The following is a 19,749-nucleotide window of genomic DNA, read 5'->3' as shown; positions in this document are numbered from 1 at the left end:
TGTGAAGCATAAAGTAAACAATATCCACTTTGTCGGCATTGGCGGCAGCGGCATGAGCGGCATCGCCGAAGTGCTGGTCAACCTGGGCTACAAGGTGTCCGGTTCGGACCTGGGCAGCAATGCGGCCACGCAGCGCCTGGCCAGCCTGGGCGCGACCGTGATGCTGGGCCACGCCGCTGACAACATCGGCGACGCCGACGCGGTGGTGACCTCGGGCGCGGTGCCGTTCGATAACCCGGAAGTGGCGGCAGCGCGTGCGCGCAAGATTCCGCTGGTGCCGCGCGCCGTGATGCTGGGCGAACTGATGCGTTTGAAGCGCGGTATCGCGATTGCCGGCACGCACGGCAAGACCACCACCACCAGCCTGGTGGCCTCGGTGCTGGCGCAGGGCGGCCTCGATCCGACGTTTGTCATCGGCGGGCGCCTGACCAGCGCCGGCGCGAACGCCAAGCTCGGTTCGGGCGACTACCTGGTGGCCGAAGCCGATGAATCGGATGCCTCGTTCCTGAATCTGGCGCCGATGATCGAAGTGATCACCAATATCGACGCCGATCACATGGACACCTACGAGCACGATTTTGAAAAGCTCAAGCAGGCGTTCGTGCAGTTCACGCACCGTTTGCCGTTCTACGGCCGCGCCATGCTGTGCATCGACGATCCGCATGTGCGCGCGATTATCCCGCACGTGACCAAACCAGTGACGACCTACGGCTTTGCCGAAGACGCGCAGGTACGCGCCATCAACGCGCGCGCTGTCGGTCTGCAGATGCATTTTACGGTGCTGCAGCAAGGCTATCCGGACCTCGACATCGTATTGAACCAGCCCGGCATGCACAATGTGCAAAATGCCTGTTCGGCAGTGGCCATTGCGCGTGAAATCGGCGTGGCCGACAGCGCCACCCAGCAAGGTCTGGCCGAGTTTTCCGGCGTGGGCCGGCGCTTTACCCGCTATGGCGACATCGCGCTGCCGGCCGGCGGCAGCTTCGCGCTGGTTGACGACTTCGGCCACCATCCGGTGGAAACCGAAGTCACGCTGGCCGCCGCGCGCGCCGCCTATCCGGGCCGCCGCCTGGTGCTGGCGTTCCAGCCGCACCGCTACAGCCGCACGCGCGACCTGTTCGAAGACTTCGTCAAGGTACTGGCTGTGCCGGACGTGCTGCTGCTGTCGGAAGTGTATGCGGCCGGCGAAGCGCCGATTGTCGCTGCCGACGGCCGCTCGCTGGCGCATGCACTGCGCGCGCGCGGCAAGGTCGAGCCGATTTTTGTCGAATCGATGAGCGACATGGCCGACACCATCATGAGCGTGGCGCGCGATGGCGACGTGGTGCTGACCATGGGCGCCGGTTCGATCAGCGGTATTCCCAACCAACTTACCAAGTACTCTGTAAAGGCCTGACCGTGAACCAAGCTTCCGCTATCGATATCAAACAATTGGGCAAGGTCGGCGTCCTGTTCGGCGGCCGTTCGGCCGAGCGCGAAGTGTCGCTGATGTCCGGCAGCGGCGTGCTGGCCGCTTTGCTGAGCCGCGGCGTCGATGCACACGGCTTCGACACGGGCGAGCGTTCGCTGGCCGAACTGGCCGCTGAACGTTTTGATCGCGTCTTTATCGCGCTGCACGGGCGTTACGGCGAAGACGGCAGCCTGCAAGGGGCGCTCGAACAACTGGGCATTCCCTATACCGGCAGCGGCGTGATGGCCTGCGCGATCGGCATGGACAAGGTGTATACCAAGCTGATCTGGCTGATGCACAAGCTGCCCACGCCGAACTACGCGGTGCTCGACGATCAGTCCGATCTGGCCAAAGTAGTGCAGCAACTGGGCCTGCCGTTGATCGTCAAGCCACCCCATGAAGGCTCGAGCATCGGCATCACGACGGTTCGTGCGGCAGAAGATTTCAAGGCGGCCTATGATGTCGCCGCTGGTCTCGATGATGCGGTGCTGGCAGAGGAGTTTGTGCAGGGCCGCGAGTTCACGGTCGCCATCCTTGGCCACGGCGCCGGCGCGCGTGCGCTGCCACCCATCGAGATCGTCGCGCCGCAAGGCAATTACGATTACCAGAACAAGTATTTCACCGATGTGACGCAGTATTTCTGCCCGCCGCAGCTCGATGAAGCGATCCTGGCCGATATGTCGCGCATTGCGGTCGAGGCCTATCGCGCGCTCGGTTGCGAGGGCTGGGGCCGCGTCGATGTGCTGATGCGCGAGTCCGACAGCAAATTGTTCCTGCTGGAGGTCAATACCTCGCCGGGCATGACGAGCCATTCGCTGGTGCCGATGGCGGCGCGCGCGGTCGGCATCAGCTATGAAGACCTGTGCCTGGAAATCGTGGCGACGGCGCGCCTGAAACTGGCCAAGGCAGAGGGCTGAGACGATGTGGCATGACGCTAAAAGCCTCAATACGACAGCCAACGGCCTGCTCGCCTTTGTGCTGGTCGTGTGCGTGGCCGCCGGCGTCTGGTGGGTCTCGCAGCGCCCGATGTTCGACCTGCGCACCGTGAAGGTGGAAAGCGCGGACGGGCAGGGCCTGCGGCACGTGAATATCCTGACCCTGCGCGGCGGCGTACAAGGGCGCATCAAGGGCAATTTTTTTACCGCCAATCTGGACAGCGTGCGTTCGGTGTTCGAGTCGGTACCCTGGGTGCGCCGCGCCAGCGTGCGCCGCGAGTGGCCTAACCAGCTGATCGTGGCGCTCGAAGAGCACGATGCGCTCGGCACCTGGGGCGAAGACGGGCGGCTGCTGTCGGTCAAGGGCGATGTGTTTACCGCCAACGTGGCCGAAGCGGAAGACGACCATGAGCTGCCGGCGTTCTATGGACCCGATGGCAGCGAGAAGGAAGTATTGAGTACCTACGGGCAGTTGCAGAAGTGGTTTGCGCCGCTGAAGATGAAGCCGGCCACGGTGTCGCTGTCGAGCCGTTATGCGTGGACCGTCACGCTCGATAACGGCATGAGCGTGGCGCTGGGACGCGAACAGAATCACACCACGCTCAAGGCGCGCGTGGACCGGCTGGTGGGAATTTATCCGCAGCTGGCCAGCCGCCTGGAAAATATCGACACGATCGATATGCGTTACCAGAACGGCCTGGCCCTCAGTTCTGCCGGATTGGTGATCCCGGCAGAGGGCAAGAATGGCAAGCCGATCATGAAGAAGAAACCAGCTGTTCCTATTAAAAAACCGGCTTGATGGTCGACAGACCGAGCCAATTAACAATAGCCCAAAAAATTAGGCGACAGAAATGACAAAAGACGCGAAAAACCTGATCGTCGGTCTCGACATCGGCACCTCGAAAGTGGTGGCGGTGGTGGCCGAAGTGATGTCCGATGGACGCCACGAAGTGATCGGGCTGGGCCAGCACGAATCGAAGGGCCTGAAAAAAGGCGTGGTGGTCAACATCGAGGCGACGGTCGAATCGATCCAGCGCGCGCTCGAAGAAGCCGAGCTGATGGCCGACTGCAAGATCCGCAATGTCTATGCGGGCATTGCCGGCAGCCATATCCGCAGCTTCAATTCGAGCGGCATGGTGGCCATCAAGGACAAGGAGGTGACGGCCACCGACGTAGCGCGCGTCATCGAGACGGCGAAAGCGGTTAACATTCCGACCGACCAGCAATTGCTGCATACGGTGCCGCAGGAATTCATCGTCGACAGCCAGGAAGATGTGCGCGAGCCGATCGGCATGAGCGGTATCCGCCTGGAGGTCAAGGTGCATATCGTGACCGGTGCCGTGTCGGCCGTGCAGAACATCGTCAAGTGCGTGCGCCGCTGCGGCCTGGAAGTATCGGACCTGATCCTGCAGCCGATGGCGTCGGCCGACGCGGTGCTCACGCCGGACGAAAAAGAGTTGGGCGTGGTTTTGATCGACATCGGCGGTGGTACCACCGACGTGGCGGTGTTTTCCGATGGCGCGATCCGCCATACGGCCGTGATCCCGATTGCCGGCGACCAGATCACCAACGATATCGCGATGGCCTTGCGCACCCCGACTGCCGAAGCTGAAGAGATCAAGATGCGCTATGGCGTGGCCAAGCAGGTGCTGGCCGATCCGGGCGAGTCGCTGGAAGTGCCAGGCCTGGGCGACCGCGGTCCGCGCAACCTGTCGCGCCAGGCGCTGGCCGCCGTGATCGAGCCGCGTGTCGAGGAACTGTTTGCGATGGTGCACCAGGTGGTGCGCGAATCCGGTTATGAAGGCGTGCTGTCGTCGGGCATCGTACTGACCGGCGGTACGGCCATCATGCCCGGCATGGTGGAAATGGCCGAAGATATCTTTTTGAAACCGGCGCGCTTGGGCACGCCGGAGTATCGCGGCCAGCTGGCCGACGTGGTGCGCAGTCCGCGCTACGCCACCGTGCTTGGCCTGTTGCTCGAAGCGAAGAAGCAATATCTGCGCGGCCATATCGTGACGCGTCAGGACGGTTCGGTGAAGGCAGTCTGGCAGCGGATGAAAGAATGGTTTTTAGGGAATTTTTAAGGGCCTGCAGTTTGCCCGGCAGCACAGATTTTCGGTAGCACAGATACAACACAGCAAGTACAACATTCATTTAATATTTACTTGCGGTTTTCAATCTCCAGATCTCCTACACATATGAGGCCTGGCGCTTGGAAAGCGCATTCTGATAGGAGCACATCATGGAGTTCGATATGGTCGATAACACAGCTTTAGGTACCGTCATCAAGGTGGTCGGCGTCGGCGGTGCGGGTGGCAATGCAGTGCAACACATGATCAACAAGGGCATGTCGGGCGTGGAGTTCATTGCCGCCAATACCGACGCCCAGGCCCTGTCGACTTCCAAGGCCGACAATATTATCCAGATCGGCGATACCGGCCTGGGCGCAGGCATGAAGCCGGCCGTCGGCCGCCAGCTCGCGGAAGAGTCGCGCGGTCGCATCGCCGATTCCCTGCGCGGCGCGCACATGGTGTTTATCGCTGCAGGCATGGGCGGCGGCACCGGTACCGGCGCTGCGCCGATCGTGGCCGAAGTGGCCAAGGAACTGGGCGCGCTGACCGTGGCCGTGGTCTCGAAGCCGTTCTCGTACGAAGGCCAGAAGTGCATGGACATCGCCGACGAAGGCCTCGAACAGCTGTCCTTGCACGTCGACTCGTTGATCATCATCCTCAATGAAAAACTGGAAGAGATCTACGAAGACGAAAGCATGCTCGAATGGATGCAGCATGCCGACGATGTGCTCAACAACGCGGTGGCCGGCATTGCCGAGATCATCAACGTGCCTGGCCATATCAACGTCGACTTCAATGACGTGAAAACCATTATGGGCGAGCAGGGCAAGGCCATGATGGGTACCGCTACCGCTTCGGGCGTGGACCGTGCGCGCATTGCAGCCGAACAGGCAGTCGCTTCGCCGCTGCTCGACGGCATCGACCTGTCCGGTGCGCGCGGCGTGCTGGTCAACGTCACGGCCAGCCGCGGCCTGAAGGGCAAGGAGATCAAGGAAGTCATGGCGGCCGTGCGCGCCTTTGCCGCACCCGATGCATCGATTGCACAAGGTATCGCCTACGACGACGCCATGGGCGACGATATCCGCGTGACCGTGGTGGCAACGGGCCTGGGCCGCGCCAAGAAAAACATCCAGCTGGTACCGCAGCAAGTGCTGCGCACCGGTACCCACAACACCCCGCTGACGCCATCGGCGTCGCTCGGTGGCGCGCAGGCTGTTGCCGCCAGCGTCGGCGTGGCAGCACCGGCGCCAGGCTTTGACGGCATGAAAGCGCCAGCCGTATGGCGCCGCGAATCGGCTTCCGAGCAGGTGCGTGCGATGGAAAAAAATGGCATGGAAACGTACGATATTCCGGCTTTCCTGCGCAAGCAGGCCGATTGATCTGGCAGCAGCAGACAACAGTGAACGGCGATCTTCGGATCGCCGTTTTTTTGAGTGGGAGCTTTGCCTTTTTTGCTGGCCTGTGCATAAACCAGGCGAGTCAGGCATACTGTCGCGCAGTACCGGCCGCGCGCCGGTCTCCCCCCAATCACCGCATAAAAAAGGAGTCCATATGACCATCAAGATCGGCGACACCCTGCCTGAAGGCACCCTGGCAGAATTCATCGAAAACGAAACCGAAGGCTGCGCGCTGGGCCCGAACACGTTCAACGTGCAAGACCTGGTCAAGGGCAAGAAAATCGCCATCTTCGGCCTGCCAGGCGCCTACACGCCAACCTGCTCGGCACAGCACGTGCCAGGCTATGTGCAGCACGCCGAAGAACTGAAAGCCAAGGGCGTCGATGAAATCTGGTGCATCTCGGTCAACGACGCGTTCGTGATGGGCGCCTGGGGCCGCGACCAGAAAGCCACCGGCATCGTACGCATGATGGCTGACGGCAATGCCGCCTACAGCAAGGCGCTGGGCCTGGACGCCGACTTCTCGAAATTCGGCATGGGCACCCGCTCGCAGCGCTACTCGCTGCTGGTCGACAACGGCGTGGTGACGCAGCTGAACATCGAGCAGGGCGGCAAGTTTGAAGTGTCGAATGCGGAAACGCTGCTGGGTCAGCTGGCGTAAACACCGTAATCCGACGACATTGTTGGCGTTGCGGGTGTTGTCGGATTACGCGCTTGCGCGCTAATCCGACCTACCCGCCCCACCCGACCTACCCGGCCGACGATCATTGAGCACCGGATTTATTGCACCTGCGGCTTGGTCGCCTCGAACAAGGCGGCATCTATGCTGAACGAGTAATCGTCCTGCACCGCAAAGTAACGGCGCGCTTCTTCTGGTGCGCCGTCGAACAGGTGGCGGATCGCCGCCACGCGCTCGCTTGGTGTGCGCATGCGCGCCACCCACTGATCGAACTGCATCGGCAGCTTCCATACGCTGCGCAACTGGTGCGTGAATCCCGCATTGTCAAATTTGGCGCCCCATTCGCAGGTGCGGTAGTCGCGCACGTGCGAGGCGTCGCGCAGCATTTCCACCGCCTGCAAGGTGGTGTCGTAGAGCGCGGTTTTCGGCGCCACGATATCGACTACCAGCAAAGTACCGTTCGGACGCAGCACGCGCCACGCTTCGCTGAGCGCTCCGGCCACATCGTTCCAGTGATGGGCTGAAAAACGCGTGACGACCATGTCGAAGCTGGCGTCGGCAAACGGCAGGCTGGCCACGTCGCCCTGTTGCGTGCTGATATTGTGCAGGCCGCGCTGCGCCATCGCGTGTTCGACCACATCGAGCATCTGCGGCGCGATATCGTAGGCCACCACCGATTCGGCCACGGGCGCCACGGCAAAACTTGCGTGGCCGGCGCCGCAGCCCAGGTCCAGCACTTGCGGCCGGCCGTGGCGGCGCGCACATTCCTGCATCACTACCAGGTCCAGCCCTTGCGCATGGATAGCGCTGCTGAGGTAGGCATTGGCGGTCTTGCCGAACTGTTCGGCGACGACATCTTGCTGGTGCATGGTGTTCTCCTGGCGGTGAAATGATGGTGTTGCTGCAGAATAGTGCTTCTCTTATCCTGTAACAAGACAAGAACTTATACTGGTATATTTACTACCCTGCTACCACCTTCAAGGCTGCCATGTCGCACAAGCTTGCTGAATTTATCCGCGCCCGGCGCGAGGCTGTCACGCCTGCCATGGCCGGCCTGCCTGGCGGCGGACGGCGCCGCACGCCGGGCTTGCGCCGCGAGGAACTGGCGCAACTGGTCGAAGTCAGCCCGACCTGGCTGACCTGGCTCGAGCAGGGCCGTCCCGTATCGGCCTCAAGCCGCTTGCTGGCGCGCCTGGCGCAGGTACTGCAGCTGAGCGCTGCCGAGCGCGCTTATCTGTTCGAGGTGGCCGACAAGGCCGATCCCAGCCATGGCGCGGGCGAAAGCGAAGGACCGGCAGCGGCCGAACTGGCCGGCATCGTGGCCGCCATCGATGCGCCCGCGTATATCCTGGACCGGCAATGGAATGCGGTGGCCTGGAACGCGCGTGCCACCGAACTGTTTGCCGGCTGGCTCGATGGCGAAGCAGCGCCCAACCAGCTGCGTTTCATGTTCCTGTCACCACAGTCGCGCGCGCTGGTAATCGACTGGCCCGAGCGCGCGCGCCGGCTGGTCGCCGAGTTTCGCGCCGATATCGGCCGCCACGCCGACCAGGCGCCGCTGGCCGGGCTGATTGCCGAACTGGCCGATGCCAGCACCGAGTTCCGGCTATGGTGGGATGCACAGCAGGTGCAGGGCCGGGATGGCGGCTTGCGCAATTTTAGCCATCCGGCGCTGGGCGCGCTCAGCTTTCACCAGGTCACGCTGCACCTGGCGCGCCAGCATGAGCTCAAACTGGTGATGCTGCTGCCTGCCTTGTAACAGGAGAACGCTTGCTATAATGGCAGCGATCGCTTGCTGCCTGCCCCGGCTGCCCGGTCCTGGCTCCGGCCGTCGCCATGATGACGGTTTAGCTCCCGCCAGGAGTCTGTTCTGCATACTTCCAATCCCAATCTGCGCAGCATCTACGCGATGCTGGCCGCTGCCGGCCTGTTTTCCCTGATGGACACGGCCATGAAGCTGCTGTCCGAAACCTATCCCGCGATGCAGGTCACCGCCTTGCGTGCGCTCACTTCCCTGCCGCTGGTATGCCTGTATCTGTTCTATCGCGGCGCTTTTGGTCGCGTGCTCAAGGTGCGCTGGTCGCTGCACCTGTTGCGCGGTGCGCTGGGCGTGGCCATGATCACGCTGTTTGCCTATGGCCTGAAGCGTTTGTCGCTGGCCGAAGCGTATTCGCTGTTCTTTATCGCCCCGATGTTGATTACCGCGTTGTCGGTGCTGATCCTGAAAGAGCGGGTAGACCTGGCGCGCTGGTGCGCGATTGCCGTCGGTCTGCTGGGCGTGCTGGTGGTGCTGCGCCCCAGCGGCGGCGAATTTTTTTCACTGGCTGGCCTGGCCGTGCTGGCCGCTGCCGCCTGCTACGCCATTTCAGCCATTGCCGTGCGCATCCTGAGCCGTACCGATGCCAGCGAAAGCATGGTGTTCTGGCTGATGGTCATGATGGCGGCCGGCGGCGTGGCGCTGGCCTGGCACGAGTGGCTGCCGATCCGGCGCGCAGACTGGCTGCTGCTGGCGGGCCTGTCGGTCAGCGGCTTTCTGGGACAGCTGGCGATTACCGAAGCGTTCCGCAGCGGCAAGGCGTCGAGCGTGGCGCCGTTCGAATACTCGGCGCTGGCCTGGGGCATGGGGCTGGACTGGCTGCTGTGGCAGACCTTGCCCGACCAGTACACCCTGATCGGCGCGGTCATTATTATCGGCAGCGGCATTTACCTGGTGCGGCGCGAAGCGGTGCATGTGGAAAGTGAGCATCCCTGAGCCGGCATTTTTTGGAGCGGCGCAGCATGCCGGGCTGCAACTGGCTATAATCTGGGCATGTTAAAACAACGCACTATCAAACAATCGGTCCGCACCATCGGTGTCGGTTTGCACTCGGGCACCAAGGTCGAGCTGACCCTGAGTCCGGCCGCGATTGACACGGGCATCGTGTTTCGCCGCGTCGACCTGTCGCCCGTGGTGGAGTTTCCCGCCAGCGCGATGGCCGTGGGCGATACACGCATGGCCTCGGTGCTGATCAAGGACGGCGCACGCGTCTCGACGGTGGAGCACCTGATGTCGGCTGCGGCCGGTCTCGGCATCGACAACATGTATATCGACGTGAATGCCGAAGAAATTCCCATCATGGACGGCTCGGCTTCCTCGTTTGTATTCCTGCTGCAGCAAGCCGGCGTGGAAGAGCAGGCGGCGGCCAAGAAATTCATCAAGGTGATCAAGCCGGTCGAAGTGCGTCATGGCAAGGGCGACGCCGAGAAGTGGGCGCGCCTGACGCCGTACGACGGCTTCAAGCTCGACTTCTTTATTGAATTCAATCACCCGGCCGTCGATGGCACGATGCAGCGCGCCTCGGTCGATTTCGGCGACGTATCGTATATCCACGATGTGGCGCGCGCACGCACGTTCGGCTTCATGCAGGATGTGGAAAGCCTGCGCGGCATGGGCCTGGCCCGTGGCGGCTCATTGGAAAACGCCATCGTGATGGACGAGTACCGCATCCTCAACGCCGATGGCCTGCGCTACGAAGACGAATTCGTGCGCCACAAGATCCTCGACGCGATTGGCGACCTGTACCTGGTCGGCCATCCGCTGCTGGCCTATTACACTGCCCATAAATCCGGCCATGCCCTGAACAACCAGCTGCTGCTGGCGCTGCTTGAGCAGCCCGATGCCTACGAGATCGTTTCGTTTGCCACCAATGAAGCGGCGCCGCAGTCTTATTTACGCCAGATGGAACGCGAGTGGTCGCTTACGTGAAGACGTAGGTCGGATTAGCCTGGCGCAGCCAGGCGTAATCCGACAACACCGCTGACGCCAACAATGTTGTCGGATTACGGCCCCTCGGGGCCTAATCCGACCTACCTTCTCGGTGATGGCGCACCAAGCGCTGCAGCGCGGCAATCAGATCCTGATTCTGTTTTGACGCCGGCAGAACGGTGCTCAGTTCCTCGAGCGCTGTCATGGCTTTTTCCGGCAATACCAGCGCGCGCGTGTGGACAATCGGCGCAATGCTCTTGATGACTTGAACTTTCAGCTTGATGGCGGAAATCTGCCAGCCCTTTCTTTCCAGTTCTGCCTGCAGCTTCGGCAGTTGCTGCTTGAGCTTGGCGGCCAGTGCCGCGTTGGGTATGGCCAGCACCAGCTGGCCCCCTTCGAACTGCAGAATATCGCAATGCTCGAACATGGCCGGCAAAGCTAGGGCGCAGTCTTTCTGCAGGGATGCCAGGCGCCGCACGGTCGGCATCAATGCGGCCATCACGGCATTGCTGCGCAGCAGGTCGGTGGCGCCGGTCACGCTGGGCCCTGCGCGGTAAAAGCCATAGCTGCGCCGTGGCGCCGGTGTATAGGTGGGAGTTCGCATGGCCGAAACATACCATATTCGCCCAAGGCTGTCGGCATGCCGGTGGAACTTACTCCATGGAAAATGTCCGTATTTTCCAGCATTTGTTTGTCTTAAAGCTATTGTTATATAGTGCATAGTCCCAACCTTCCGGGGAACGCATGATAAAATCATCGTCTTTTGCCATAGTCGAACTCCGTGCGGTCATGCGAACAGTTACTCGCGGTCCGGTTACCGAGCTTTTTTTAACGGCGTTTTTTCAAGAATTCAAGCATGTCATTACTGACCCAGATTTTCGGTAGCCGCAACCAGCGGCTGCTCAAGCAATACCAAAAAACGGTACGCGAGATCAACGCGCTCGAGCCGGTCATCGAAAAGCTGTCGGATGCCGAGCTGCAAGCGAAGACGCCTGCCTTCAAAGAACGCATCGCCGGTGGCGAATCGCTCGACTCCCTGCTGGTCGAAGCATTTGCCGTCTGCCGCGAGGCCAGCAAGCGCGTGCTGCGCATGCGCCACTTCGATGTGCAGATGATCGGCGGCATGGTGCTCCATTACGGCAAGATCGCCGAGATGGGCACGGGCGAGGGCAAGACCCTGATGGCAACCCTGCCAGCCTACCTCAACGCGCTGTCCGGCAAGGGCGTCCATATCGTGACGGTCAATGATTACCTGGCCCAGCGCGATGCCGAAACCATGGGCCGCCTGTATGGCTGGCTGGGTTTGACGACCGGCGTGAATATGTCGCAGATGGAGCACAGCGCCAAGCAACAGGCGTACAACTCCGACATTACCTACGGCACCAACAACGAATTCGGTTTCGACTTCCTGCGCGACAATATGGTCTACGAAGCGCGCGACCGCGTGCAACGTGCTCTGAACTTCGGCATCGTCGATGAAGTCGACTCGATCCTGATCGACGAGGCGCGTACGCCTTTGATCATTTCGGGCCAGGCTGAAAGCCATACCGACATGTATCACAAGATCAATGAAGTGCCTAGCCTGTTGACCTTGCAGATCGGCGAAGAAACGCCGGACGGCAAAGGCAAGGTGGAAGTGCCGGGCGACTATACCAAAGATGAAAAAGCGCATCAGGTGCTGCTGACCGAAGCCGGCCATGAAAAAGCCGAACGCATCATGACCGAACTGGGCCTGCTGCCGGAAGGCGCCTCGCTCTACGACTCGGCCAATATCACGTTGGTGCACCATCTGTATGCTGCCCTGCGCGCCCATGCACTGTACTTCAAGGATCAGCACTATGTGGTGCAGAACAATGAAGTAGTGATCGTCGATGAATTTACCGGCCGCCTGATGACAGGCCGTCGCTGGTCCGACGGTCTGCACCAAGCTGTCGAAGCGAAGGAAGGCGTCAAGATCCAGAACGAGAACCAGACGCTGGCCTCGATCACCTTCCAGAATTACTTCCGCATGTATTCCAAGCTGGCCGGCATGACCGGTACGGCCGATACCGAAGCGTACGAGTTCCAGGAAATCTATGGCCTGGAAACGGTGGTGATTCCACAGAACCGTCCGCTGCAGCGCAAGGACCGCCAGGATCAGGTCTACAAGTCGTCGGCCGAGAAATACAACGCCATGGTAGTCGATATCCGCGATTGCTACGAGCGCGGCCAGCCGGTGCTGGTGGGTACCACCTCAATCGAGAACTCGGAACTGCTGTCGGGTATTCTGGACAAGGCCAAGCTGCCGCATAACGTGCTCAATGCGAAACAGCATGCACGCGAAGCGGAAATCATCGCTCAGGCCGGTCGTCCGAAAGCCATTACCATCGCCACCAACATGGCCGGTCGCGGTACCGACATCGTGTTGGGCGGCAATGTGGAAAACCAGGTCAAATTTATCGAAGCCAATGCCGAACTGAGCGACGCCGACAAGGCAGCGCAAGCGAAGCAGCTGCGCGATGAGTGGCAGTCGCTGCATGACCACGTGGTCGAAGCCGGTGGCCTGCACATTATCGGCACCGAACGCCACGAATCGCGCCGCGTCGACAATCAGCTGCGCGGCCGCGCCGGTCGCCAGGGTGATCCGGGTTCGTCGCGTTTCTACCTGTCGCTCGACGACGCGCTGCTGCGCATCTTTGCCGGCGACCGCGTACGCGCCGTGATGGACCGCCTGAAAATGCCGGAAGGCGAGCCGATCGAGGCAGGCATCGTGTCGCGTTCGATCGAATCGGCGCAGCGCAAGGTCGAGGCACGCAACTTCGATGTCCGCAAGCAGTTGCTCGAATACGATGACGTGGCCAACGACCAGCGCAAAGTGATCTACCAGCAGCGTAACGACCTGCTCGAAGCGACCGATATTTCGGAAATGATCGCGTCCTTGCGCCACGGCGTATTTACCGACCTGGTACAGGCTTACGTGCCGCCGGAATCGGTGGAAGAGCAGTGGGACATCAAGGGCCTGGAAAAAGTGCTGGCCGGCGAATGGCTGCTGGACATTCCGCTGCAGGCCTTGCTGGATGCCGAGCCGAACCTGACGGACGAAGAGATCGTGGAAAAAGTGCTGGCCGCGGCCGACGCCGTGTACCAGTCGAAGATCGATATCGTCGGCAAGGAATCGTTTGGCGGCTTCGAGCGCAATGTCATGCTGCAAAGCGTCGACACGCACTGGCGCGAACATCTGGCGGCGCTCGACCATCTGCGCCAGGGTATCCACCTGCGCGGCTACGCACAGAAAAACCCGAAACAGGAATACAAGCGCGAAGCGTTTGAACTGTTCGGCCAGATGCTCGACATGATCAAGAACGACGTCACCAAGCATGTCATGACGGTGCGTATCCAGTCGCGCGAAGAAGTCGACGCGGCCGAAGCGGCCATGCAGCAGTCGCACGTGGAAAACGTGCACTACCAGCATTCCACGTTCGACCCGAACGCGGCGCCGGAAGAGCTGCTGGCGCCGGCAAGCGGCGACGCTGCCGATTATGTCGACGACATGAGCGTGAGCATGGGCGTCAAAGTGGGCCGCAACGACCCATGCCCTTGCGGCAGCGGCAAGAAATACAAGGCGTGTCACGGCAAGCTCGCCTAAGCATGATGGCCTGAAGCAAGAACGGAGACTGCGGTCTCCGTTTTTTTGCGCGGCGCTCAGGGAAACGCCCAGTATAACGGTGCGGTAGCCGGCATGCCGCGCAAGCCGCCGCGCTTGCTGGCGCGCTGCCCAGTCTTGAACAGGGTGGCGATATCGGTCAGCAGCGCACGGTTGCTGGCGAAATAGTCATGGCCCATGAAATTCATTGTCACCGAGGAGGCATCGATCAGTTCCAGGCCGTCGATGGCCGTCACGGGCGGGCTGATATCGCCGATGCGGCGCCAGTCGGCAAAGCCGTAGGAGGCACGCATGGCCTTATCGTTGGCGGAGGCATACAGCGTCACCGGCAGCTTCAAGTTGGCAAAGCGGGGCGCGATCTGTTCGCGAAACACATCGGCATTGATGTCGGGCGCGGCCAGCACTATCTGCCTGAAGCGTGGCAGCAGATCGGCGCGCTGCTCGAGCAGGCTGGCTAGCGCCAGCGTCATCGGACGGTTGCCCATGCTGTGGGCGATGATGTAGATGTCGGTGACGCCCGTATGATCGGCGAAGTCGCTCAGGAACTGCTGCAGATGGGCTTGCGTCCATTCAACCGAATTCTGGTCATAGGCATAGCCGGCCAGCGTGCCCTTCGAGGGCCAACTGTAAAACACGGGGATGGCGTCGATATCGAGGTCGACCGCCATCTGTGCTGTGCGGCTGGCCGCCTCATCGAAGGTGTTGCTGTAGCCGTGGATATAGATAAAGGCGGCCCGGCTCGTCGGATCTGCCGCCAGCCCCGCCTTGACTGCACGCAGGAAGGTGCTGCGCGACCAGCGTGCGATTTGCTTTACCAGTACATATTGTCCGGCGTCGTTGCTGGGCACCATGTCGTACCAGGGGCGCAGCGGCAGCGTGCCGGGCACACGCTCGATGGGGACGCTGACCTGTACGCTGCCATAGCTTAGATGCGGTGCGGCCCGATTCGGCTGCCAGCCATATTTCTTGTCGGCTGGCCGGTACTGCCGGTCGGTGGCATAGTACACGGTCAGCAGCAGGGCATTTTTTTCGCGCTTGGCCATGCCGCCGGCCACTGCGCCGGCCGCCGCCGCACTGCTGCTGAAAGATGCTTCAGCGCCGCCAAAGGCATCGGGCATTGCTGATCTTGGGGCAGGCGCCGGCGGCGGTTGCATTGCTCTCGCTGCTACTTCTTCGCTGATTACACGTTCTGCTGCGCCAGTCAGGGCAAATGGCCCTGTTGTGGTGCAGGCTGCCAACGCACCCAAGCATAGCGCGAGGCTTAACATCAGGTATAAACGCAGCAAATGTAAAAGGTGTTGGTGCATGGCATGCTCCGGTCGGCGATGGCGTAGATTTTTACCTTAATCGCGCTGCCAGGCCGCGCTTTGATGCGCCGCAAGCGAGTTGGCGATCCATGCGCGATGGTCACCGCTGGCGCGAAGGCGCTACAATAGCGCTTCCTTTTTCCCTAGCAGAAGAGCTCCCATGGCCGTCAATTCTCCCAAGCCCGTCGCCGCCGACCTGAAAGCTGTCGCCGGTATTGAAATCGGTGTTGCCGAAGCCGGCATCAAGAAACCCAACCGCAAGGATTTGCTGGTACTGAAATTGGCGCCGACGGCCACCGTCGCTGGCGTATTCACGCTCAACCGCTTCTGCGCCGCGCCGGTGCAGATCTCAAAAGCCAACCTGGCCGCCGTGACCGCTGGCGCCGCGCCGATCCGTGCGCTGCTGGTCAATACCGGCAACGCCAATGCAGGCACCGGCGAATCGGGCCTGGCCGATGCACAGGCCAGCTGCGCCGCACTGGCCGAACTGCTGGGCTGCACGCCGCAGCAGATCCTGCCGTTTTCCACCGGCGTGATTCTCGAGCCGCTGCCGGTACAGCGCCTGGTGGCCGGTTTGCCGCAGGCGGTGGCTGCGTTAACGAACGACAACTGGTTCTCGGCAGCCGAAGCCATTATGACCACCGACACCCAGCCGAAAGCCGGCTCGCGCACGGTCACCATCGGCGGGCACAGCGTGACCCTGACCGGCATCAGCAAGGGCGCCGGCATGATCAAGCCGAACATGGCCACCATGCTGGGCTTTCTGGCATTCGACGCCACCGTGGCCCAGCCGGTGCTCGATCAATTGGTCAAGCAGGCCGCCGACAAGTCGTTCAACTGCATCACCATCGACGGCGACACCTCGACCAATGACTCCTTTATGCTGGTGGCCACCGGCGCGGGCAGCCTGGTGATCGACTCCATCGATTCGCCGCATTACGTCGAACTGGCCGCCGCCGTCACCGAACTGTCGACTTTCCTGGCGCAAGCCATCGTGCGCGACGGCGAAGGCGCGACCAAGTTCATGACGGTGACCGTGGAAGACGGCCGCAGCGTGGAAGAATGCCGCAAGATCGCCTATTCGATCGCCCACTCGCCGCTGGTGAAAACCGCCTTCTTTGCCTCGGACCCGAACCTGGGCCGTATCCTGGCCGCCATCGGCTACGCCGGCGTGGATGATCTCGATGTGGGGCAGCTGAATCTGTACCTGGACGATGTGTGGGTAGCCAAGAACGGCGGCCGTAATCCCGACTACCAGGAGCAGGACGGCCAGCGCGTGATGCAGCAAAGCGAAATCACCATCCGCGTCAAGCTGGCGCGCGGCGATGCTGCGGCCACGTTGTGGACTTGCGACCTGTCGCACGACTACGTGTCGATCAACGCCGACTACCGCTCATGACCGGCCTCGAGCAATTTTTGCTCCGCGCGGAAAGCCTGCTGGCGCGCGTGGAGGCAATCTTGCCGCAGGCAGCGCCGCTGCCGGATTGGAACAGCTTTGCCTTCCGCTGGCGTCGCCGCCAGGGCGTTGTCGGCTATCTGCAGTCGGTGGCCCATGTGTCGCAGATCACGCTGTCGGACCTGCACAATATCGGCGCGCAAAAGCAGCAGATCGAGCAGAACACGCGCCAGTTCGTCAGCGGCCGTCCGGCCAACAATGTGCTGCTGACAGGCGCGCGCGGCACCGGCAAGTCATCCTTGATCAAGGCTTGCCTGAACCAGTTTGCCGACCAGGGCCTGCGCCTGATCGAGGTGGACAAAGCCGACCTGGCCGACCTGCCCGACATCGTCGATCTGGTGGCGGCGCGTCCCGAACGCTTTATCGTTTTTTGCGACGACCTGTCGTTCGAGGAAGGCGAGAGCGGCTACAAGGCGCTCAAAGTGGCGCTCGATGGCAGTATCAGCGCGCAGTCGGACAATGTGCTGATCTATGCGACCTCGAACCGGCGTCACCTGATGCCCGAACGTATGTCGGACAACACCAGCTACAAGACCGATGAAGATGGCGATTTGCATCCAGGCGAAACGGTGGAAGAGAAAATCTCGTTGTCGGAGCGTTTCGGCCTGTGGCTGTCGTTCTATCCGTTTCGCCAGGACGACTATCTGGACATCGTGTCGCACTGGCTCGCCTCCTACGGCTGCACGCCGGCGCAGATTGCCGAAGCGCGTGGCGATGCCCTGCGCTGGGCGCTGCAGCGCGGTTCGCGTTCGGGCCGCGTGGCGTGGCAGTTTGCACGCGACTACGCCGGAAAGCTGCCGCAATGAGCGAAGTGAAACCGAAACCGGTGGACGTTGCCGTCGGCATCCTGATGAAACCGAATGGCGACGTGCTGCTGGGCCAGCGGCCGCCCGGCAAGCCCTTCGACGGCTACTGGGAGTTCCCGGGTGGCAAGGTTGAGCCGGGTGAAGCCATTCTCGATGCATTGAAGCGCGAGTTTGTCGAGGAGCTGGGCCTGCAGATCGTGAGCGCCGAAGCGTGGTGCGGCGTGGAATACGTGTATCCGCATGCCCATGTGCGGCTGCATTTCTATATCAGCCGCGATTGGCAGGGCGAGCCGCAAAGCCTGGAAGGGCAAGCGTTTGCCTGGCAGGGCACGGTGGGCGTCGAGCCTTTGCTGCCGGCCACCATTCCGCTGCTTGAATGGCTGGACGAGGTACGAGCCCAGGCTTGAGCCTGATGCCGCCAAGTTAAGAGGACGGTAGGACGGTAGGTCGGATCAGCCGGGCCACGCAAGCGGGGCAAAACCCCGCGAAATCCGACAACATTGTTGGCGCCGCAGGTGTTGTCGGATTACGCCGCCAAGCGGCTAATCCGACCTACTTCAATGCGGTTTGGGTTCATGATCGGCCAGCGGATCTTGCAACGGATCTTCCAGCGGATCAGCGGCGGGAATCGTGTACTTTTCTTCGGCCCAGGCGCCCAGGTCGATCTGCTTGCAGCGTTCCGAGCAGAAGGGGCGGTATTTGTTGGCCTCGGTCCATTCGACCTTGGCGTGACAGGTGGGGCAATTTACAACTGGCATGATAGCGGTACTTTACAACATTAAAAGTTACAGAGCGTCAGCTCGAATGGTACATCTTCTTCGAGCGGCTTGGGTTTCAGGTCGCCGCCCTGGGTGGTAAAGCGCACCCACAGCATATATTTATTGGCTGAAATTTCCGGAATCGCGCCGCTCGTTTCATCGATCGACAGGCGCAGCATCTGGTAGACCTTGCCTTGCAGCATTTGCTGGTAACTGCCGGCGTTGGCCGTCAGCGTGACCGGGCGGCCCGAGTCGCGCAGCAGGCGCAGCACCAGCGCCAGCGCGTCGAACAGCGGCGCCAGCGGTGCAAACCAGGCCTGGATATCGGCCAGGCGCTGCGCGCTGCTGCGTTGCTGCCAGGCGTAGTACGAAGGCAGGTCGAACTCGCAAGCGCCGCCGGGAATAATGGTGCGCCCGCGGATGCTCATCAGCCATTCGTTGTCGCGGATATTCTGGCCGGTCTTGCCCTGCGCCGCCACCAGCGCCCCGCTGATGCTATCGAGTTCGCCGAGGATGGCGTCCAGTGTTTCCGGCTCGACATTGGGATTGCTGCGGTAACCCAGCAGACTCTGGCGCTGGCGCTCGAGTTCCTGCAGCAGGTCGGACTTCAGGTCGGCGCGGCCTGCCACTTCCAGCATATCGAAAATAGTTGCCAAGGCAACATGGTGCTGCATGGCGTGCTCTTGCTGGATAAAGAACTTGAATTTGTCGTACAGGTCTTCCAGCCGCAACAGTGTCCGTATGCGTTCGTTGAAAGGGTATTCGTAGACAATCAAAATGATATCCCTTAAGTAAGGATCGGCAAGCAATCCCGTGATTTTGAACCAAGCGTCGACAAATTACAAATGCTGAGACGCCATTCCAGCCATTCTTTTTGAAAATGCGAGGTATACCTCGTGCAGCGCGGCGATCTGCGGCTCCAGCGCCGCCACGGCGCCATTGTTATCGATCACATCGTCAGCGGCTGCCAGGCGCATGGCGCGCGTGGCCTGGGTGGCCATAATGGCTTTCACCTGCGCTTCGGTCAGCCCGTTGCGCGTCATCACCCGTTCGATCTGGCGGGCCTCCAGGCAGTCGATCACCAGCACGCGGTTGACGCGCTCGACCCAGCCGCCGGACTCGACCAGCAGCGGCACGGCAAACATCACATAGCTGCCGGTAGCGTTCTGTGCCGCCGCCAGGGTGGCGGCGCGGATGCGCGGATGCAAAATCGCTTCCAGCCTGGCCTTGGCCTGTGGATCGGAAAACACCAGTTCGCGCATTTTCGGGCGGTCCAGCGCGCCGCGCGCATCGGCATAGGCGGCGCCAAACTCGGCTACCAGCGCCGGCATGGCTGCGCCGTTGGGAGCCGTCAGGCCGTGGGCGATCTGGTCGGTATCGACGATGGTGGCGCCGCGCGCGGCAAACAGGTCGGCTACCGTGCTCTTGCCGCAGCCGATGCCGCCGGTCAGGCCGACGCTGAAATAAGGCGCTGTGGGTCTTTCCATGCTTCCTTCCGGAT

At 61.6% G+C, this 19,749-nt stretch carries 19 protein-coding genes; 13 read left to right on the top strand and 6 right to left on the bottom strand.

The window, feature by feature from the left end:
• The first annotated feature begins 1 nt into the window (after position 1).
• The 6 genes from murC (at position 2) to GCM43_RS09910 (ending at position 6,515) form a co-directional block, all read left to right on the top strand.
• Positions 2-1,396, top strand: coding sequence for a UDP-N-acetylmuramate--L-alanine ligase (murC, locus tag GCM43_RS09935; protein WP_152243754.1), 1,395 nt, complete (start codon positions 2-4; stop codon positions 1,394-1,396).
• Positions 1,397-1,398: 2 nt separating this feature from the next.
• The gene (locus tag GCM43_RS09930) at positions 1,399-2,367 is read left to right on the top strand and encodes a D-alanine--D-alanine ligase (RefSeq protein WP_193315589.1); all 969 of its coding nucleotides are present in this window, start codon (positions 1,399-1,401) and stop codon (positions 2,365-2,367) included.
• Between the two features lie 4 nt (positions 2,368-2,371).
• On the top strand, positions 2,372-3,184 hold the full coding sequence (locus tag GCM43_RS09925) for a cell division protein FtsQ/DivIB (protein ID WP_152243752.1): 813 nt from the start codon (positions 2,372-2,374) through the stop codon (positions 3,182-3,184).
• Positions 3,185-3,236: 52 nt separating this feature from the next.
• The gene (ftsA, locus tag GCM43_RS09920) at positions 3,237-4,469 is read left to right on the top strand and encodes a cell division protein FtsA (protein ID WP_152243750.1); all 1,233 of its coding nucleotides are present in this window, start codon (positions 3,237-3,239) and stop codon (positions 4,467-4,469) included.
• A 158-nt stretch (positions 4,470-4,627) separates the two neighbouring features.
• Positions 4,628-5,836 (top strand): cell division protein FtsZ, encoded by a 1,209-nt coding sequence (gene ftsZ, locus GCM43_RS09915; RefSeq protein WP_152243748.1) that lies wholly within the window; start codon positions 4,628-4,630, stop codon positions 5,834-5,836.
• 172 nt (positions 5,837-6,008) lie between these two features.
• Complete coding sequence (locus GCM43_RS09910; RefSeq protein ID WP_152243746.1) at positions 6,009-6,515, top strand: peroxiredoxin; 507 nt, start codon at positions 6,009-6,011, stop codon at positions 6,513-6,515.
• 119 nt (positions 6,516-6,634) lie between these two features.
• Here GCM43_RS09910 and GCM43_RS09905 read toward each other — a convergent pair whose 3' ends face one another.
• Positions 6,635-7,402 carry a class I SAM-dependent methyltransferase gene (locus GCM43_RS09905; RefSeq protein ID WP_152243744.1) on the bottom strand — a complete coding sequence of 256 codons (768 nt, stop codon included), beginning with the start codon at positions 7,400-7,402 and terminating at the stop codon, positions 6,635-6,637.
• A 119-nt stretch (positions 7,403-7,521) separates the two neighbouring features.
• Between GCM43_RS09905 and GCM43_RS09900 the strand changes: the two genes are divergently transcribed.
• The 3 genes from GCM43_RS09900 (at position 7,522) to lpxC (ending at position 10,278) form a co-directional block, all read left to right on the top strand.
• The gene (locus GCM43_RS09900; protein WP_152243742.1) at positions 7,522-8,292 is read left to right on the top strand and encodes a helix-turn-helix transcriptional regulator; all 771 of its coding nucleotides are present in this window, start codon (positions 7,522-7,524) and stop codon (positions 8,290-8,292) included.
• A gap of 150 nt (positions 8,293-8,442) precedes the next feature.
• Positions 8,443-9,285 (top strand): DMT family transporter, encoded by an 843-nt coding sequence (locus tag GCM43_RS09895; protein ID WP_152243740.1) that lies wholly within the window; start codon positions 8,443-8,445, stop codon positions 9,283-9,285.
• 57 nt (positions 9,286-9,342) lie between these two features.
• Positions 9,343-10,278, top strand: a complete 936-nt coding sequence (gene lpxC / locus GCM43_RS09890) for a UDP-3-O-acyl-N-acetylglucosamine deacetylase (RefSeq protein ID WP_152243738.1) — start codon at positions 9,343-9,345, stop codon at positions 10,276-10,278.
• Positions 10,279-10,369: 91 nt separating this feature from the next.
• Here lpxC and GCM43_RS09885 read toward each other — a convergent pair whose 3' ends face one another.
• The gene (locus tag GCM43_RS09885) at positions 10,370-10,882 is read right to left on the bottom strand and encodes a DciA family protein (RefSeq protein WP_152243736.1); all 513 of its coding nucleotides are present in this window, start codon (positions 10,880-10,882) and stop codon (positions 10,370-10,372) included.
• Between the two features lie 252 nt (positions 10,883-11,134).
• Between GCM43_RS09885 and secA the strand changes: the two genes are divergently transcribed.
• Positions 11,135-13,903, top strand: a complete 2,769-nt coding sequence (gene secA, locus GCM43_RS09880) for a preprotein translocase subunit SecA (RefSeq protein ID WP_152243734.1) — start codon at positions 11,135-11,137, stop codon at positions 13,901-13,903.
• Between the two features lie 56 nt (positions 13,904-13,959).
• On the opposite strand, the gene GCM43_RS09875 is transcribed toward secA, so the two are convergent.
• Positions 13,960-15,039: an alpha/beta hydrolase gene (locus GCM43_RS09875; RefSeq protein ID WP_193315588.1), complete on the bottom strand. Its 1,080-nt coding sequence runs from the start codon at positions 15,037-15,039 to the stop codon at positions 13,960-13,962.
• Between the two features lie 349 nt (positions 15,040-15,388).
• Between GCM43_RS09875 and argJ the strand changes: the two genes are divergently transcribed.
• The 3 genes from argJ to GCM43_RS09860 are packed head-to-tail and all read left to right on the top strand — an operon-like array spanning position 15,389 to position 17,897.
• Positions 15,389-16,627, top strand: a complete 1,239-nt coding sequence (argJ, locus tag GCM43_RS09870) for a bifunctional glutamate N-acetyltransferase/amino-acid acetyltransferase ArgJ (RefSeq protein WP_152243730.1) — start codon at positions 15,389-15,391, stop codon at positions 16,625-16,627.
• On the top strand, positions 16,624-17,490 hold the full coding sequence (locus tag GCM43_RS09865; RefSeq protein ID WP_152243728.1) for an ATP-binding protein: 867 nt from the start codon (positions 16,624-16,626) through the stop codon (positions 17,488-17,490). Before argJ ends, GCM43_RS09865 begins: the two co-directional genes overlap by 4 nt.
• Positions 17,487-17,897, top strand: coding sequence for an NUDIX domain-containing protein (locus tag GCM43_RS09860; RefSeq protein WP_152243726.1), 411 nt, complete (start codon positions 17,487-17,489; stop codon positions 17,895-17,897). Before GCM43_RS09865 ends, GCM43_RS09860 begins: the two co-directional genes overlap by 4 nt.
• Before the next feature lie 150 nt (positions 17,898-18,047).
• Here the strand turns inward: GCM43_RS09860 and yacG are convergent, their stop codons facing one another.
• The 3 genes from yacG to coaE all read right to left on the bottom strand — a co-directional run bounded on the left by yacG (position 18,048) and on the right by coaE (position 19,735).
• A complete protein-coding gene (gene yacG, locus GCM43_RS09855; RefSeq protein WP_413770940.1) occupies positions 18,048-18,248 on the bottom strand; it encodes a DNA gyrase inhibitor YacG in 201 nt (66 codons plus the stop codon).
• A gap of 20 nt (positions 18,249-18,268) precedes the next feature.
• Complete coding sequence (gene zapD, locus GCM43_RS09850) at positions 18,269-19,024, bottom strand: cell division protein ZapD (RefSeq protein WP_152243722.1); 756 nt, start codon at positions 19,022-19,024, stop codon at positions 18,269-18,271.
• Between the two features lie 63 nt (positions 19,025-19,087).
• Positions 19,088-19,735, bottom strand: coding sequence for a dephospho-CoA kinase (gene coaE / locus GCM43_RS09845; RefSeq protein WP_152243720.1), 648 nt, complete (start codon positions 19,733-19,735; stop codon positions 19,088-19,090).
• Positions 19,736-19,749: the final 14 nt, after the last annotated feature.

Origin of the sequence: Janthinobacterium aquaticum (assembly GCF_009208565.1) — a bacterium.
Lineage (GTDB): Bacteria > Pseudomonadota > Gammaproteobacteria > Burkholderiales > Burkholderiaceae_D > Janthinobacterium.
The sequence above is the reverse complement of the archived record's forward strand: the minus strand, read 5'-3'. Positions and strand labels throughout refer to the sequence as shown.

Excerpts from the sequence above, each read along its gene's own strand:
- GCM43_RS09925 (WP_152243752.1), top strand. The coding sequence starts at position 2,372 with ATGTGGCATGACGCTAAAAGCCTCAATACGACAGCCAACGGCCTGCTC.
- ftsA (WP_152243750.1), top strand. The coding sequence starts at position 3,237 with ATGACAAAAGACGCGAAAAACCTGATCGTCGGTCTCGACATCGGCACC.
- ftsZ (WP_152243748.1), top strand. The coding sequence starts at position 4,628 with ATGGAGTTCGATATGGTCGATAACACAGCTTTAGGTACCGTCATCAAG.
- GCM43_RS09910 (WP_152243746.1), top strand. The coding sequence starts at position 6,009 with ATGACCATCAAGATCGGCGACACCCTGCCTGAAGGCACCCTGGCAGAA.
- GCM43_RS09905 (WP_152243744.1), bottom strand. The coding sequence starts at position 7,402 with ATGCACCAGCAAGATGTCGTCGCCGAACAGTTCGGCAAGACCGCCAAT.
- GCM43_RS09900 (WP_152243742.1), top strand. The coding sequence starts at position 7,522 with ATGTCGCACAAGCTTGCTGAATTTATCCGCGCCCGGCGCGAGGCTGTC.
- GCM43_RS09895 (WP_152243740.1), top strand. The coding sequence starts at position 8,443 with ATGCTGGCCGCTGCCGGCCTGTTTTCCCTGATGGACACGGCCATGAAG.
- lpxC (WP_152243738.1), top strand. The coding sequence starts at position 9,343 with ATGTTAAAACAACGCACTATCAAACAATCGGTCCGCACCATCGGTGTC.
- GCM43_RS09885 (WP_152243736.1), bottom strand. The coding sequence starts at position 10,882 with ATGCGAACTCCCACCTATACACCGGCGCCACGGCGCAGCTATGGCTTT.
- secA (WP_152243734.1), top strand. The coding sequence starts at position 11,135 with ATGTCATTACTGACCCAGATTTTCGGTAGCCGCAACCAGCGGCTGCTC.
- GCM43_RS09875 (WP_193315588.1), bottom strand. The coding sequence starts at position 15,039 with ATGCCCGATGCCTTTGGCGGCGCTGAAGCATCTTTCAGCAGCAGTGCG.
- argJ (WP_152243730.1), top strand. The coding sequence starts at position 15,389 with ATGGCCGTCAATTCTCCCAAGCCCGTCGCCGCCGACCTGAAAGCTGTC.
- GCM43_RS09865 (WP_152243728.1), top strand. The coding sequence starts at position 16,624 with ATGACCGGCCTCGAGCAATTTTTGCTCCGCGCGGAAAGCCTGCTGGCG.
- GCM43_RS09860 (WP_152243726.1), top strand. The coding sequence starts at position 17,487 with ATGAGCGAAGTGAAACCGAAACCGGTGGACGTTGCCGTCGGCATCCTG.
- yacG (WP_413770940.1), bottom strand. The coding sequence starts at position 18,248 with ATGCCAGTTGTAAATTGCCCCACCTGTCACGCCAAGGTCGAATGGACC.
- coaE (WP_152243720.1), bottom strand. The coding sequence starts at position 19,735 with ATGGAAAGACCCACAGCGCCTTATTTCAGCGTCGGCCTGACCGGCGGC.